General features: G+C 63.3%; 13 protein-coding genes. 4 read left to right on the top strand and 9 right to left on the bottom strand.

Annotated features, from left to right (window positions below):
• Positions 1 to 30: 30 nt before the first annotated feature.
• Positions 31 to 4629, bottom strand: a complete 4599-nt coding sequence (locus RGV59_RS21840; RefSeq protein ID WP_260473898.1) for a hypothetical protein — start codon at positions 4627 to 4629, stop codon at positions 31 to 33.
• On the opposite strand from RGV59_RS21840, the gene RGV59_RS21835 reads away from it, so the two are divergent.
• Positions 4610 to 4855 carry a hypothetical protein gene (locus RGV59_RS21835; RefSeq protein ID WP_260473897.1) on the top strand — a complete coding sequence of 82 codons (246 nt, stop codon included), beginning with the start codon at positions 4610 to 4612 and terminating at the stop codon, positions 4853 to 4855. The two genes, RGV59_RS21840 and RGV59_RS21835, sit on opposite strands and share 20 nt — an antisense overlap.
• Positions 4856 to 5005: 150 nt before the next feature.
• Here RGV59_RS21835 and RGV59_RS21830 read toward each other — a convergent pair whose 3' ends face one another.
• Positions 5006 to 5497, bottom strand: coding sequence for an acyl-CoA thioesterase (locus RGV59_RS21830; RefSeq protein WP_017845634.1), 492 nt, complete (start codon positions 5495 to 5497; stop codon positions 5006 to 5008).
• A gap of 300 nt (positions 5498 to 5797) precedes the next feature.
• Between RGV59_RS21830 and RGV59_RS21825 the strand changes: the two genes are divergently transcribed.
• A complete protein-coding gene (locus RGV59_RS21825) occupies positions 5798 to 6292 on the top strand; it encodes a RimK/LysX family protein (RefSeq protein WP_026139856.1) in 495 nt (164 codons plus the stop codon).
• A gap of 51 nt (positions 6293 to 6343) precedes the next feature.
• Here RGV59_RS21825 and RGV59_RS21820 read toward each other — a convergent pair whose 3' ends face one another.
• From RGV59_RS21820 to RGV59_RS21790, 7 genes are all read right to left on the bottom strand, one after another.
• On the bottom strand, positions 6344 to 7105 hold the full coding sequence (locus RGV59_RS21820; protein WP_126586824.1) for an aspartyl/asparaginyl beta-hydroxylase domain-containing protein: 762 nt from the start codon (positions 7103 to 7105) through the stop codon (positions 6344 to 6346).
• Positions 7106 to 7124: 19 nt separating this feature from the next.
• Positions 7125 to 8090 (bottom strand): hypothetical protein, encoded by a 966-nt coding sequence (locus RGV59_RS21815; RefSeq protein WP_126586822.1) that lies wholly within the window; start codon positions 8088 to 8090, stop codon positions 7125 to 7127.
• Positions 8091 to 8099: 9 nt separating this feature from the next.
• Positions 8100 to 9029 (bottom strand): diacylglycerol/lipid kinase family protein, encoded by a 930-nt coding sequence (locus tag RGV59_RS21810; RefSeq protein WP_158243610.1) that lies wholly within the window; start codon positions 9027 to 9029, stop codon positions 8100 to 8102.
• Between the two features lie 56 nt (positions 9030 to 9085).
• Complete coding sequence (gene lptG, locus RGV59_RS21805) at positions 9086 to 10165, bottom strand: LPS export ABC transporter permease LptG (RefSeq protein ID WP_126586820.1); 1080 nt, start codon at positions 10163 to 10165, stop codon at positions 9086 to 9088.
• Entirely contained in the window at positions 10162 to 11235 is a 1074-nt protein-coding gene (gene lptF, locus RGV59_RS21800; RefSeq protein ID WP_104903126.1) for an LPS export ABC transporter permease LptF, read from the bottom strand. Before lptF ends, lptG begins: the two co-directional genes overlap by 4 nt.
• 67 nt (positions 11236 to 11302) lie before the next feature.
• Entirely contained in the window at positions 11303 to 12133 is an 831-nt protein-coding gene (locus RGV59_RS21795; protein WP_046383321.1) for a nucleotidyltransferase family protein, read from the bottom strand.
• Complete coding sequence (locus tag RGV59_RS21790) at positions 12117 to 13241, bottom strand: hypothetical protein (RefSeq protein ID WP_017845642.1); 1125 nt, start codon at positions 13239 to 13241, stop codon at positions 12117 to 12119. Before RGV59_RS21790 ends, RGV59_RS21795 begins: the two co-directional genes overlap by 17 nt.
• 312 nt (positions 13242 to 13553) lie before the next feature.
• Here RGV59_RS21790 and RGV59_RS21785 point away from each other — a divergent pair, with 312 nt between their 5' ends.
• Together RGV59_RS21785 and RGV59_RS21780 are read left to right on the top strand one after the other, a co-directional pair.
• Positions 13554 to 15344: a fatty acyl-AMP ligase gene (locus RGV59_RS21785; RefSeq protein ID WP_307847414.1), complete on the top strand. Its 1791-nt coding sequence runs from the start codon at positions 13554 to 13556 to the stop codon at positions 15342 to 15344.
• Entirely contained in the window at positions 15344 to 16252 is a 909-nt protein-coding gene (locus tag RGV59_RS21780; RefSeq protein ID WP_017845644.1) for an NAD-dependent epimerase/dehydratase family protein, read from the top strand. Before RGV59_RS21785 ends, RGV59_RS21780 begins: the two co-directional genes overlap by 1 nt.
• Positions 16253 to 16259: the final 7 nt, after the last annotated feature.

Below are 16259 nucleotides of genomic sequence, written 5' to 3'. Positions count from 1 at the left end.
GTCGCGCCGCACATCATCCTCTGAGCGGCGTCAACGTTGCTCCAGCAGCATCGGCAGATACATATTCCCGATCACCAGCAACGGTCGCCGGTCCTCCACCAGCGACGAATACAGGGTCAACGAAAACACCCATTCCCCGCCATCCCGCTGCGGATTGGCCTGCTCGCGCCAGGTATCCACCGCCGTTTGCAGATTGCCTGCCGTACTGCTGTCGAGCGTCTGGTTGGGATACAGGTACACCGGCGTTTCCCCGACCAATCCATGGTTCGGTTCCAGTGGGTCGGTGGCCAGCTCGTAGGCATAGGCCACCCCGACGGTGATGCGTAGCCCGCCATTTCCCGCAGCGTCGCCGAACAGGCTGTCGAAGGCCGCCTGCAGGGCCGCGCTGATCGTGGTAGGGGCAGTCGCCAGCGGCACGCGCTGGTCCCAGGCATTGAGTGGGGTGGCGACGCTGGCGGCTTCGACCCGGTCGGTCTGGAACACGAACGCCGGATTGGTCGAGGGCCCGTCGGCCCCCAGCAGTTTCTGGTTGCGCTGGACCAGGATCGAGCCCGTCGCGTTCTGCCAGCGGGCGACGTTGAGCCCAGCGAAGACCAGGCTGAAGGTCGGCCACGACGCCGGGACATGGGCACCCGGCGCCACCTCGTAACGGGACTCGCTGGCCGAGACGCTTGTGCGCTCCAATTGCACCATCAAGCCCGCTGCGGTCAATGCCCAGACCTGCGGCCATTGCCCGTCGGGACCGACGCCGGCGCTCAGTGCCGTCAAGCCGAGACTGGCGACTTCGCGACTGGTCTGCGGCCCACCCCGGTCGGTGACCCGCGCCTGGAAGCTGAACTGATCGGTGTCCGGGGCCTGCAGGCGCGCATCCGGGCGGCTGTCGACCAGGCGCACGTTCCAGCTGCCGGCGACCGCACGGGCCAGATCGCGCAGCGTATTCGCCGCATTGCTCTGCACCGGCGTCAGGGCGCCGCTTTGCGGCAGGTCGCCGAGGATGTCCCAGAGGCCATCGGCCACGGCGATATAGCGCGCCAACTCGACGAACAGATCCACGTCGCTGACGGCCAGTCGCATCATCGGGTCGGGGCGCAGGTTGTAGCTCAGGGTCAGGCTGACGTCGTCCTGCTCGGCATGCTCGTGGGAGTAGGTGAAGCGGTGGTCCCACAGCGCCAGGCTGGCGAGGCTGACCTCGCTGTCTGCGCGCAGGGTACTGAGGGCGCGGCCGCTGCGCAGGCGCTGGCGCAGTTCGGCGTTCAGCGCGGTGGCACTGGCGCGTTGCTCGACGATCACCGGCAGCGCCGGGAAATCCCGCAGCGCAATCGGCACCGAGACTTCACCCAGGTCGACGCTCAACGCCGCTGGAAGGTCGTCGCTGCCGCCCAGCGGCGGGACGAAGGTCAGCCATTGCGACGCGGCATAACCGTCGGGCAGGCCGGCGCTGGTGATATTGCGCTCCAGGTCGGTGATGCCGAAGGCCATGTTGGCGGTGACCGCGCGGTGGCTGGCGGGATCGGACTCGGTCAGCAGCAGGGTGATGAACGGCGAGAAGTCGGTCAGCCAGCACTTGCCTGCGCTCATGCTCCAGGAGCGTTCCTCGCCGCCGCTGGTGACTTCGATGCCGCCGTACATGTCCGCTGGCAGCAATGCACTGTGCGGGTCTTGCCAGGCCGACGCGACCTCGCGGTTCAGTTGCACCAGGGTCGAGGCACTCCAGGCCCGGGACAGGTTGACGCCCAGTTGCTGTTGCAGGGTGGTGGCCGCAGCCGCCTGGCCGGCGACGGCATCCGGGTCGCTGATTGCCAGGACCGGCTCCAGCCCCTCGGGAATAGCCCCGGCCAGTTGGCGCTTGACCGCCACCAGGTCGCTGAGGGTCTGACGGGTATCCGGGGTACGGTACAGCGCGGCGACGTTGCTGGCGCCGAGGATACGGTCCATGTCCGAGAGGAAACGCCCGGCCCAGGGCTCCACGTCGATGCCCTGGAAGTCGTGCTGGCTGCTGGCTTGCGACAGCGTGCCGTCGGGCAGCAAAACGTTGAGGCCGACGCCCTGGCGACTGACCAGGCTCTTGTACAGCGGGGTCAGGGCAAAGAAGCGTGGCTGCGGACCCGGAGCCCCGGGCACCGTGGTGGCCCCGGCGATGCTCAGGGAGCGGATCCCGGTGTCGCCGAAGTTCACCGCCCACAGATCGCGGCTGTCCTCCAGGGCGCGGCCGGTGGCGATACGCAGGTCGGGCAGGGCCGCACGCATGGCGGCGATAAAGGCATTGAAGGCCAGGCCGCCGCCCTGGTCCTCGGCCGCAGGTACTAGCGGCGCCGGGATCGGGCTGCTGCTGCGCGACACGCCTGCGCTGTTATCGGCGGCGAAGTCCGGGTTGATCAGCGCCGTCGGCCGGCTCAGGGTCAGGCTCACATTGAGCGGGAAGGCCGGCCCCGGATAAGGCCCGCTGGCACCGATCGGCAGGCGGATACGCATCCCGCTTGGCGGTACCAGGGCCGGTGCCGCGGCGGCGAACAACGGTTTGTCGGCGTTCGCCGGGGTTTCGACGATTTCCTGGGCATTGACCTGCACCCCGGCTTCGGCGAAGCGCACGATCAGGCTGTTCAGGCAGTCGTTGGCCTGGGTGACCACGCTGGCCTGGCCTTGCGGGGCATCCAGGCGGATACCGCTGGCGATCAGGTTTGGCGTACCGACGTTGGCCAGGGCGAAGGCTCCGGCGCTGACCCCCAGCAGCCCGGCAATCGCCGATGGTGCGGTGGCGCTGGCGAATTGCGCGGGGGCGCAGATCAGCAGGGCGCCCGGGTTCAGCGCCTGGCTATCGTCGCCCATGCTTGCCAGCAGATCCGCCAGGGTCGCCGCAGGCGCCAGCTGTTGCAGCTGGCTCAGGGTGACGGCCAGGCTTTGCCCGCTGGCGGCGGTGGTCAGGCTGTAGGACTGGCCGCCGACGCGGATGCTCAGGGTCACGCCACCGGCCACGACCACTGGCATCTCCAGGTTGGCCGTGGCCAGGTCCAGGGTGTTCTGGGCGAAACGCGGGGCGATGGTGTCGAGGCTGTCGCCGCCCTGGATCGTGTAGGGCACCCGCACCTGTGCCGCGTCGCTCGGCCAGCTCACCCGGCCTGGCAGGGCGAAGGCGCCGTCCGCCGGCACCGCGAGATCCGGGTTGGCACCCAGCAGCAGTTCCGCCGGGCAGGCGTGGGCATCGGCGAACTGGTGCAGCGTCTGTGTGCCGTCGGCGCTGATCCCCGCACCGGCGTTGAAGTCGCCCAGATACAACAGCGTGCCCATCTCGAACAGATTGACCGAGCGGGTATTCAGCGCCGCCAGGGCTGCCTGGTCCAGACCGCTGCCGTTGCGCCCCAGGCTGTCGTCGTTGCCCGCGACCCAGACCGTGCTGGAAATCAGCTGGTTGGCCTGGAAGATCGCCGGCAGCGCCTGATGGCTCTGGCCCAGGTCGGTGACGCTGATATTCACCCCGAGGGCGGCGAAGGTGGTGCAGACCTGCGCCAGCGAGCGGATCGGCGCCGGTGCATCGGCCTCGGTCACCGTGACCGACACCTGCTCGGCCTCGGACACCGCGACCGAGAAGGTGATGCCCGGGGTGAGGATGGTCAGGCTGGCGTTATCCCCGGCCAGCAACCCCGGCAGGGTGCCGAGGAGATTGGCCAGGGTCGCCAGGTTGGCGCTGCCGTCGGCGGTATTGCGGGTCAGTGCGGGCGACACCTTGAGTACCGCGCCGCTGCGCAGCGGCAGCTCGCCGTTCTCGCGGGCAGCGAGCAACGCCTCGGCAGTGATGCTCGGCCAGCCGCTGGGGCGGGTGATAGCGGCGATGCTCTGCGCCGTGTCGTTTTCGGCGAACAGCGCATAGGCCGGGACCTTCAGCAGGGCACCGACACCGAACAGGGCCTGCATTGGCACTTGCGCGTTGGCCAGGGCCATTTCCGCGTAGCGCAGGCTGTAGTCCTCGGCCAGCGAGGCGAGGGTGGCATTGGCCGGGGCACGGGCGGCACCCAGGCGCGATGCGCTGGCGCTGAAGGCCTGGGACGCGGCGGCGAAGCGCCACAGCGGTTGCTGGTCGATACCGTGGGCGGCGCTGATGTCGAGGCTGGTTTCCACCGCCGCGCTCAGCGGCTGGCCGAGTTGGTAGTAGGCCTTGGCGTAGGCTTCGGCCTGGCGCTCGGCGGTTTGCGCGGCCGCATCGCCGGGCTGGCTTGGCGACGGCATCACCGTGGCCGGGCGTGCCTCCAGGCTGATGCTCAGGGTCACCTGGGCATCGCTGATGCTGACCGCCCAGGCACTGACCTGCGCCGGCCAGTCACCGACGCCCAGCAATGGATCGGTATAGCCGCTGGGCAGGCTGACCTGGCCCTGGCCGACCGGGTTGGCGCCGGTCTGGTTGCCGAAGATGTCCTGCAAGTTCAGCTCGACCAGGGCCGAGGGCAGGCTTGTGGCCCAGCCGAAGCCGCGATACGGGTCGTCGTCCGGGCTCGGCAGGCCGAGCACACGCGGCAGTGGCGACGGTGTGGCGAAGCGGTACAGCGGCAGGATCTGCTCATACAGCCAGTACGCATCCCGTTGGGTGAGGCTGAGACAGCCGAACTTCGCCGGGCTGATGCTGATCGTGTCCGCCAAGGGCAGTGGACAGGCCACCGGCGCCGAGTACTTGATCGGCGTCTGCCTGGCAATGGCTTCGGCCTTTTTCTACGCCGTGGCGGCGGCGATCACCAAGCGCCTCAAGGACTTGCCTTGGGCGCCGATGGGCATCACGTCGAAAGTTTTGTGGCCACCTGGTGTGCCGGGCACGATGACCAGCCCTCGGCCGCACGGTGGAACCCGCCTTGTTTTAACCCGCTGTTAGACGATGGAGCGCTGCGCAGGAGAAAATCGCAACTGTTCTTCATCACCTTCCAGCATGGACTGGAGGATCTCGGGGCCGCTCCGACTCAGGAGCGATATTTTCATAGTTGATCCTTGGTGTTCCGGGCGGGGTTGCGGGTGAGCGAAGGGCCTAACGGGGCGTGCCCAGTTCGCGTATCTCGTCGTAGCGAGCCTGCAGTTCCTGACGCTGTTGCCTGCGTAACTGGCCCTGGGCGTAGCGACGGCGCTCGGTCAGCGTGTCAGGCAGCAAGGGGCGCACGGGGCTGGGGCGCCCAGCGGCGTCGACGGCGACCATGGTGAAGTAGCAACTGTTGGTGTGGCGCACGGTACGCTCATGGATATTCTCGGTCATGACCTTCACGCCGATCTCGAGCGAAGTGCGTCCGGTGTAGTTGACTGACGCCAGGAAGGTGACCAGTTCGCCGACGTGGATCGGCTCCTTGAAAATCACCTGGTCAACCGAAAGGGTGACCACGTAACGGCCTGCATAGCGCTTGGCGCAGGCGAACGCCACTTCGTCGAGCATTTTCAACAACGCGCCGCCATGCACGTTGCCGGAGAAGTTGGCTTTGTCGGGGGTCATGAGCACGCTCATGCTCAGTTGGTAGCTGCCGGGTTCCATAGTTTCCTCATCACGGTAGGCATTGTCAGGGGCCCTTGTCGCCATGTAGGTCTGGCGCTTGAGGCTTTGCCTGGGGCGCATGACGTTAACAGCCAGCCGATGGAAGTAGCTATGTAACGAAGTGAAAGAGTGTATTTCGAATAAGTTAATAATTTACCGCAGTGCGTGTGTACTTTAGCGCTAGGTATAATTTAATTTTGTAAAATAAGAGCGGATGATAAAGTGCGCTGAACACAGCGCGCCTGTTATTGGGCTTTATTGTTGCATTATCTGAAATTACTATTTGCGCCGGGTGAAATAATGCGTCGCTATACCACAGTTTTAAGCAGCTTTATGTTGGCATTGATTATTCCGCAATTGACCCAGGCCGCCGTTTTCGGTTGGCAGGAAAAGGCACTGATTCAACCTGAGCAAGGGAGTGTGGAGGTCGAACTTAGTCCCACTTCGCCGAAGTCTTCCATTGAAGTTCATGACCTCGTTCTATTCCAGAAAAATGGCGAGAATTGGGCGCGTTTCAGTGTACCGGTGATGCACGCATTGACGGGCACGACCGATTTGACGCTGGAGAGGAAAGTACTGCGCACCGAAAAAACCAAAAGCGCCTTTGGCAGCACTCAGCATCAGTTGGTGCGGATGTCGCTGTGCCTGGGTGACAAGGTATACGCCGAGGACCTTATGCTGAAAACCCACAGCAAAGGTGGTTCGCCGGTCAAGCTGGGGCGTGATGTGCTTGCGCACCTGGGCTTGGTTGATGCGTCGCGATTCGACACCCTCAAGCCTGATTGCAAGCCGTGATACCGCGCCAATCAGGCGTCGGGGGAGCCCCGGAGCCTGATTGGCGATGATTTACTGGTTGAGGATCCCGCGATCCCAGTTCTGCTGATTCCTGCGCGCGTCCTGTATGAACGGCGACCACTGGATCAGCTTTAGCACCACCCGGTTCAGCAAGCGGCCTGGTAATGTCAGGGGCCGCTGCACATCCAGGAACAGCACCACGCGCCGCTCGTCAGTGTCGTTCCAGACCTGATGCTTGTAAGTGTCGTCGAATACCAGGCAACTGCCCTGCTGCCAATGGTGGACCTCATCACCCACCTCTATACGACACTGTTCGGCCTGTTGCGGGATGATCAACCCCAGATGCACCCGCAGCAATCCGTTGTAAGGCCCGCGGTGGGGCGGAATGTGCTTGCCGGGGCTGAGAATCGAGAAAAACGCGGTGTACATGCCCGGGATGGCCTCGATGGCCTGGGTCGTTTGTGGGCACTGGGCGCAATTGCCGTCGATCTTGTAGCCATAGCCGTAGAGGAAGAATGTCTTCCAGCGGTCGTCCTGGGTCAGTCTGGCCTGGTCTTTGGATATCTGCTGAAAACTGGGAATGGCATCGCTGTTGCGCAGCACGGCATCGAGCTCGGCGCGAATCACCGCCGACCGGGATTCCAGCTCCCGGGTCCAGGCGAAGATGGCCGGGTCAAAGAACGGCGTGTTACCCACCGTAGAGCTGCGCCGTATCAGATTTTCAAGGCGTTTGATGATCCACAGGCCGATGGCGACGCTGGGACGATGTTTGCGTTTTTTCTTGGGGGTCAAAGCCGTCTTCCTGGTGCTCATGGGAAATATCCTGTCGGTTTCATGTATGAGGTCGTTGTTTCAACAGCTTCCACAGCAGCGGCCAGCAGAACACCAGCGGATAGCGGCGCAACCGTTCCGGCTGTTTGATCGGCTCGCCCCAATGGCGCTCCAGTTTCCAGATGGCGTAATCCACTGCGCCCTTGACGGTAAACAGCGATTTGATCAGACGCACCAGGTTCAATGCCCGGCCCTGAATGCGCCGGGTCCGCCAGTGCCGCGCCTGCCGTCGCTGCTGTTCAGCGGTGCTGTGGTTGATATACAGCTCGTCGGTCATCGACCCGGCAAAGCCAACGCCATCGACCTGGGCGGCCGCGACCAGGAGGGCGGCGAGGTAGCCTTGATTCTGCTGGGTAATCAGTGCCGGGCGGTTGCTGCTTTCGGGCCGCAGTTCGCTGCCGTAGGTAAAGCTCAAAGCGCGGGTCCAGAACGTGTCGCTGTTGAACAAGGGAGCTTGCAGGGAGACCGTTTCGCTGATCATGCGCAAGGCCGCGCGGCACACCGCTCGCTCCACGCGCCGTTGGATGGCGGGCGTGCGGCTGAACACCAGGCGGCTAGGCTGGGCAAAACGCGCCCACAGGTAGCTTTGAAACCAGCTATGGGTGCCTTGTTCAAAGTCGCTCACCGAAAGAATGGCGCACTTGGCGCGCAGGGTTTTGCCGGCGGTATCAGTGGCCGTGAACAGAAACACCGTGGGCGGCAGCAGGGCGTTGGCCCATTGACTGAGCCGGGAGGTGTGGATGTCCTGGTAGTTATCCACCAGGACGTACAGGTCGATCAACCCCTCATCGGTGGTGCGTGTGCGCAGGCAAGAACCGTAGAACAGGATCGCCGAGATGCCTGCGCCGAACCGCGCCATCAGCGCTTCAGTCAGTGCGTGCAGGTCTTGGTCCACCGGGCGCGCCAGTTCACGGCTCACCAACTCGAACAGGGGGAGTGTCGTCGGGTCCCGTTCAATCTCGATCATGGAATGTCCTTACAAGGTGATGAAGCGCACGGGCGGGCTGGCCTTGATTTCCAGTGTTCCGGTCACCGGGAATATCTCGCCGTCCAGTAGGTATTCGTGCAGGTGGTCAATGCTGGCGTGCTGGGCGTTGTGGCTCAGGTAGCCCGGATCCTGGCGCATGGCCGCGCTGGGTCGCCCGCGCAGTACGGCGGGCAAGGCCCGGCACAGGCGGGCAGGGGCCTGGGCAATGGCGGTCAGGCGCATGGGCTGGTGCTCGGCGCCCCAAAATGGCGTGCTGCCCAGCAGCAATTTGTCGAGGGTGGTGGCCAATACCAGCAGCCATGGCGCCTCGCGTGTCGTGCCGTTCACCGTGATAGGGGCGTTGACGGTCGGCAGCAGATGGCTGGCCGTGCGGGAAAACAACGCCAGCAGCATGCGCACGAAGGCGGTCAATGGCCCTGCCAGCCCCTTGAGGCCGGTGGGGCGAACCCGTTCATGAAAATAGCGAACGCCGGTGACGATTGAACCCGCGCCAAAGAACAGGCCGCATTGTGCTCGCCGGGTGTGCGAGTCAGACACTTGCAGTACAGCCGTGGGTTTCTCCCGCGCGGTGTGGTCGTCATGGGTCAGCCAGCGCGTCAGCGCCTTGATTGCCCTGAGTGGGCTGCCACGCAACCCGATGGCATTGGCACTCATGTTGGTGGTGCCTGCGGGGACGATGAACACCTTGGGGACTTTCGCCCCCGGGGTTTGCAGCAGGCTGGTGAGCGCCGCCTGCAGCGTGCCATCCCCGCCCACTACGACCAACAAGTCGTTTTCCATCAGCGCCCAGCTGGCGATGGCAGTCTCGACCTCGGCCGGGGTGCGCACCTGCGCGACGCGGGCGCGGGGCAATCTATGGATCAGGCGGCACATGCGTGCCTGCTGGCGACGGACGCGGCCGCTGAGGGGGTTGATCAAAACGCCGATGCATCGTGGCTTAGCAATTGAAGGTGGGTTGATGTTCATGACGTTGCCTAGGCGTTTCGGTCGAAGCGATAGACCAGCATCAATGCCGCGCCCAGAATAAACAGCGGTGGCAACAAGGTGGTCAACAGCGGATTCAGGGCAAACAGCAGCCCCAGGTTGACGATGATCTGATTACCTACATAGGTCAGCAGACCGACGACAGCGCCCACCGCCAGGCGGCTGCCCATCCCGGGGTCGCGCTGTTGCACGAAGGTGAAGGGTACCGCCAGCAGGATCATCGCCAGCGTCAGGATCGGCCGGCCGAACTTCTGCCACAGGGCGATGCTGTACTGATCGACCGGTTGATCGGTGGCCTTGAGAAAGTGGATGTAGCGGCTCAACTGCTTGATGGAAAAACTGTCGCTGGGCAGGGTCAGCTCCTTGAGATGAATACTGGAAAAGATCGACGTCCATTGCAGGCTATCCAACTCGCGGACCGTTTCTTCGCCGTTGCTCCATTGCTTGAAGTTGACTTGGTTGAGCGTCCAACTGCCGTCCCGGGATACGCTGGCATTGTCGGCGTGAATGTAACTGGCCAGGGTGTTGTCCGGGTTGTAGTGGAATATCTCGATGCCCATGGGCCGGTTGTGCGCGGCCACGCTGTCGATCCTGGCGATTTCATTGCCGCGCCTGGCCCACAGCGTCCCCTTGGCATTGACTGCCTCATCGGAACTGGTGATGGCGGCGTTGCGCATCTGCAGGCCGCGCTGCTGCAACGGTGAGGCCACCCATTCATCCAGTGCTGCCAGGCTGGCGGTCAGCAGCACGCCTGCGGTAACGGCCGCCAGGGCAATACGCACGATGGACACACCAGCGGCGCGCAGGGCCGTGAGCTCCTGGCTGACCGCCAGTTGGCCCAGGCCGACGATGCCGCCCAACAGGGCGATGAAGGGCCCCAGGTCGATCAGGCGACGGGGCAGCGTCATCAGCACCACCGCCACCGCCTGGGTCCAGCGGTAGCCGCCAGCGCTGACATTGTCGAGTTCGCTGATCAGATCAAAAGTCGTGAACAACGGAATCAGCAGTGCAGCGGCAGCACCGAAACCCACGAACACGTTCCTGACCAGGTAGCGACCCCAAAGGCTCATCGCGAAAACCTCGGCAACAGCCGCAGGTCACGAGCCATCAAGGCCCCCAGACCAACCAGCATCAGCAGGGGGACCAGCCACAGGCCCGGGATCAGGGGCAGGGCGGTATTGGCTACCAGGGTGCGGCACAGGTTGCCGGCATAGAAGATCACCGTAAACAGGATCGCGATCGGCAGCAGGGTTGAGAACCGGCCTTTGCGTGGTGCGGTCCGGCTCAGCGGCACGGCCAACAGGGCCATGAGAATGGCATTCAGGCCGCGGCTTTCACGCCATTGCAGTTCGGCTTTGTCCTGGGGCATGGCCGACATGGCCAGCATCGCGCTGGGGGTGGATTTGCGCTTTGACTCATCGGTCGGTTCCACCGGCTTGAGGTGTAGCAGCAACGCTTTGTAATTCAGTGTGCTGTCCTTGCTGCCGCGATGCTCCAGCGTATAACTGGTGCCCTGTTGCAGGGTCAGCGCCGGCGTCGTGGGGTCGGGATCGGTAATGGTCGCCACGTTGGCGCGCAGCACGCGGCTTTTGCCTTCGGTCGGGTCGTAGATCAGCGCGTCGGTGAGCTGGTTGGTGTCCGGGTCGATGTGCTGGGCCAGGATCATCCGGCCGTTGTCATCGTTGAGGTTGAAGCGTTGGGCCTGCAGGTGACTGACGTCGAGGTCGGAGCGCGATTGCTGTTCCAGTTGATAGGTTTGCGTATAGGCCCAGGGCCGGCCGTAGAACGACAGCGCAGCCACCGCCAGGGCCAGCGGTGTGGCGATGATCAGAATGGCCCGGTAGATACGCAACGGGCTGGCACCGGACGCCAGGATGGCGGTGATTTCCGAGTCGTTGTATAGCCGACCCAGCGCGATGGCCACCGAGGCATACAGCCCGACAGGCAGCAGCATCTCCAGCGCGATCAGCACTTTGTAGAAAACGATGTCGAGGACCACCCCCAGCGCCAGGGTGCCGTTGGCGGCCTCCGTCAGGTAGCGTTCGGCCGAGTAACTGGCGAAAACAAAGGTCAGGAAACCAACCATCATCGTCACAGGACGGCGTACTTCGGAAATGATGTAGCGCTCGATCGTAAGCATGTACCGCAAGCCTTCAACGCGGCATCAGCCGTGCACAGTAAAAAGGGGAATGAAGCGGGTGAGTCGGTCAGGCCGCAGGGCGCCCGTGGTCCTTGGCCATCTCGCGCAGGGTGCGTTCCACCAGCGCGAAGTCGTTGGCTGAATCCACATCCACCGCCGCTTCCGGGAAGGGCATGACCACAGCGCCCACGCGTGCGCCGAGCACCCGGGAAAGCTGGTTCAGCGCATGCTTGAGGGACAGTTCGCCCAGCAGGTAGCGCACGGTAGCCAGCGGGCCCAGCGCACGGGCCACAACTTGTCGGGGACGCTTGCGCGCTTCTTCCATGCCACGCCAGTACTGCGCCACCTTGGCACCCTGTGGGGTGAGGAAGGCGAACAGGTTGCTGCCGCAATACGGGCCACCCTTGAGCCGGATGGCCGTTCTGGCCGTGCCGGGGAATCGTTGCAGCACTGTCTCCAGGGGCGTCACGGCAACCGCCACGTCACAATCCAGGGCGGCTGCCTGGGTGAGGAAGTAGTCGACCATGTCGCCGCGCAGCAAGGCATGGTCGGCGGTCGTCACCAACAATGGCCAGTGTTGTCGCCTGGCCAGGCCATGGGCGACGCTTGCAGCCGGGGTTGCCTGGGGTTGCAGAAAGCTCAACTGCTCGCTGAGGATCATCGACCGTACATGGAGGTCCTTCTCCAGCAGCGCCAGCGAAGGCCCGATCAACGTTACCCGGCCAACCTGGGCGCTGTCGTGCAAAGCGCCCAGCACACGGTGCAGCATCGGCACCCCTGCGATTGGCGTCAGCGCCTTGCAACCCGCCGAGCCCAGCGCAGCCACCGGGTCATGGCCATGGCGATCCGCACCCAGCACCAGCGCGTCGAAACGCGGTGGTTCAAATTGCTTTTTCATACAGGCGATACCGTTTGTAGGGGGCGGCACCGATGCGATCCAGAATCGTCCGCATACCGGTGTTGGTTTCCAGGATCCAGGACATTTCCAGTGCTTCGATGTCACGTTTTTCGAACGGCGCCTTCAAGGCTTCGATCAGCAACAGTGCGATGATCGGCCCCATTCGGCTGAACTGGTACTGCTGTCGCACGCCCATCAGCGGTACCCGCGCGGTGCGTACGCCACTGACTTTCAGACGCCACAATAATTTGGCCCAGCCCAATGGCAGCAGGCGCCCATCCAGGTCGGCGATGGCTTCGTTGATGTTGGGCAGGGCAACGATGAAGGCACAGGGCTCACCGTCGACCTCGGCGATATAGATCATGTCTTCGGGCACCAGGAATTTCAGTTGCGCGCCCATCTCGTCGAACTCACGTTCGGTGAACGGTACAAACCCCCAGTTTTTCTGCCAGGCATCGTTGAACACGGCGCGTAGTACCTGCATTTCCCGTGCGAAATGCTTGCGGTCAAGCTGCCGGATGGTGACTCTACCGCGCATGCAGTCCATCAGTGATGTCAGCGCCGGGGTGAAGGACAGGTCGGTGCGTCGCATCCAGTAAGCCAGCAGGTCCATGCCCTTGGCGTAGCCTTGCTGCTCCAGGCGTGCGGCGTAGTAGGGCTTGCCATGCTCCATCAGCGCCGACGGCGGTGTATCGAACCCGTCGACCAGCAGGCCGCTTTCCTGATTGATGTTCAAGCCAAACGGGCCGGTGATTCGGTGGGCGCCCTGTTTGCGCAGCCAGGTCTCCGCCGTATGAGTCAGCAGGCTGAACACTGCCTCGTCATCGATGGCGTCGAGCATGCCGAAATGGCCGGTGTCCATGCCGTGCAGATCACGATGCAGTGAATCCACCTGAGCGGTAATGCGGCCCACCACTTCACCGCCGCGTCGCGCAATCCAGGCCTGCCAGTGAATGTGGTCCGATGCCGGATTCTTCGCCGACAGATGCTCGATACGTTCCACATGCAGGGGTTGGACCCAGTGGGGATCGTCTGCGTACAAGTGGGAGGGCAGGGAGATGAAGGCTTTTAAACCAGCCTTGTCGCTGACCTGTTCTATGGAAATCATGGCTGACCTAAATCCAACTAACTTCGAGGGGGTGTTAACTTAACTAACGTAACGCACGGTTGATCACCGCAAATGCGGCGTAAATGAAACCGCTATTAACTAAGTTTGTATATAAAATCTTCATCGCTGTTTCAGATGGCGGGTATCTGATAAATGAATAGTCGTTCAGAAAACAACTCCTGTTAATCTTCGCGCCGAATTTGATTCAATCAGAACTTGAACACTGCGCAGGTAACAATCGCTTGCTGGCTGCGGCGCAGATGCGCTGTTTCCTATCTTATTGTCGCCTGATAAATGCATCGGCCAAATGAAATGTTGCGGGTGGATTTGCCGTCATGCGATCAGGCCGAAGGTTCTCATCTAATGGCTGTGCTGTATATGTCAGAAACAAGCTCAAATCATTCCATACCCATGCGTCACGCAGACTTTGAAAGTCTGGTAGAAGCATTGGATTATGCCGCCACCGGTCAAACCGGCATGAACTTCTATGACCGACGCAGTCAGTTGGTCAGTTCGTTCGAGTACCGCATGCTGAAACGGCGCGCCCTGATGGGCGCACGTCGCCTGCTCGGCTTGGGGCTGGTGCGGGGCGACCGGGTGGCACTGATCGCCGACACCAACGCCACGTTCGTCGAAGTGTTCTTCGCCTGCCAATATGCGGGGCTGATCCCCGTGCCGTTGCCCATTCCCATGGGGGTTGGCCAGCATTCATCCTACGTGGACAAGCTGCGTGGGTTGCTGAACAGTTGCAGCCCGGCTGCGGTGTGCGGTGGCGAGGAATGGCTGCCGCTGGTGCGAGAGGCCGCTGCCGATATGCCGCCGATGCCCTTGCTCAGTGGTGTCGACATCGACGCGCTGCCAGAGGCCGAGGTCGAATTGCAGGCACCTGGCGCGGACGATGTGGCGTACCTTCAGTACACCTCGGGCAGCACCCGCTTTCCTCGAGGCGTGGTGATTACCCAGCGCGCGGTCATGGCCAACTTGCAGGTTATCAGTCGTGACGGCATCAAGCTGCGCGAAGGCGACCGCTGCGTTTCATGGCTGCCTTTCTATCACGACATGGGCCTGGTGGGGTTCGTCCTCACACCCGTCGCCACTCAACTGTCGGTCGACTACCTGCGCACGCAGGACTTCGCCATGCGCCCCTTGCAATGGTTGAAGCTGATCAGCCGCAATCGTGGCACGGTGTCCGTGGCGCCACCGTTCGGTTACAACCTGTGCCTGCGGCGTTGCAGTGACAAGGACCTGGCCGAGCTTGACCTGAGAAGTTGGCGGGTTGCTGGTGTGGGCGCAGAGCCGGTCCCGTTCGAGGCACTGACGCAATTTGCCGAACGTTTTGCGGCAACAGGTTTCGCGACAGAGGCGTTCATGCCGTGCTTCGGTCTGGCGGAAAGCACCCTGGCGGTCAGCTTTGCCGACACCCCCAAAGGCCTGCGGGCCGATGTGATCGATCGCGATGTACTGGAGCACAGCGGCAAGGCCGTACCGCCCACGTCACGCACACGTGCCGTCAGCACGTTCGTGAACTGCGGGGCGGTCCTGCCCGGGCACCGGCTGGAAATTCGCAACGCCCAGGGTGAGGTGCTCGGCGAGCGCGAGGTGGGGCAGATATTCATTGCCGGCCCCAGCCTGATGAGTGGCTACTTCCGCGACCCTGACTCGCAACTGCAGGCCTCCCAATGGCTGGGCACCGGCGACCTGGGTTATTTGTTCGAGGGCAATCTACATGTCACCGGCCGCAAGAAAGACCTCATTATCATTCGCGGGCGCAACATCTGGCCTCAGGATATCGAGCACGTGGCCGAGGGCGAGCCTGGCGTGCGGCCGGGCGATGCGATCGCCTTCGTGACGTCGCGCGGTGATGAGTCAGTGGTGGTGATGCAGATCCAGTGCCGGGTGGCCTCGCCCGCATCGCGCGAGCAAATGGTCCGCTCGCTGTCGGGGCGCATCCAGAGTGAGTTCGGCGTCAGCGTCGACATTCAGTTGGTACCGCCGCAAAGCATTCCGCGTACCTCATCCGGCAAACCGGCACGTGCTGAGGCCAAACGTCGCTACCTGAGCATGCTCGACGCTCTTGCGTTGCCTGCCGCGGCCATCGCCTGATGAGCCTGACCGTGGCAATCACGGGGGCCACCGGCTTTATCGGCCGGCGCATTCTGCAGGCCCTGTTGGCGCGCGGTATCGCCGTGCGTGCGTTGACCCGCCGATCGGTGGCGAGCCTGGACGCCGTGACGTGGGTGCGCGGGTCGCTGGAAGATGAGGCATCGCTGGCCAGGCTGGTCAGCGGCGCCAGTGCAGTCATCCATTGTGCTGGCCAGGTGCGTGGTCGCAGCCGCGTAGTGTTTCAGCGCTGTAACGTCGAGGGCACCCGGCGCCTGGTGCAGGCAGCCAAGGCTGCCGGTTGCGAGCGTTTCCTGTTGTTTTCTTCGCTGGCTGCCAGGTACCCGCACCTGTCGTGGTACGCCGAGTCCAAGTTCGATGCCGAAGTCGCTGCCCTCCAGGCGGCCGCCGACATGCCCATCAGCATTTTCCGGCCTACGGCCGTCTATGGGCCAGGCGACAGCGAATTGCAGCCGGTACTGTCGGCACTGCTGCGTGGCTGGCTGCCCCGGCTTGGCCATGCCGATGCACGGCTGTCTTTTCTGCATGTGGAAGACCTGGTCCAGGCCACCCTGCGCTGGCTAGACGTGGAGGCCATTCATGCCGTGCGCTACGAAATCAATGACGGTGCCAAGGATGGCTACGGTTGGAAGCAACTGGCCGCCATGGGGGCGCTGATACGCGGCGGGCCGGTGCGTCTGATCGGTGTTCCCACAGCCTTACTCTTGCAGCTGTCACGCCTGAACCTGGCCTGGCATCGCCTGGCAGGTGGCGAGCCCATGCTGACGCCGAGCAAGGTCAACGAGCTTATCCATCCCGACTGGTCATCCAGCAACCGCCTTATCTCGAAGGACCTGGGCTGGTACCCGGCCATCGAGCTTGAACACGCGTTGCGTGAACGGTTGTTTTGATCCCACT

Source organism: Pseudomonas sp. FG1 (assembly GCF_034313875.1).
In the GTDB taxonomy this organism is placed as follows: domain Bacteria; phylum Pseudomonadota; class Gammaproteobacteria; order Pseudomonadales; family Pseudomonadaceae; genus Aquipseudomonas; species Aquipseudomonas veronii.
This window is presented reverse-complemented; position numbering and strand designations above follow the sequence as displayed.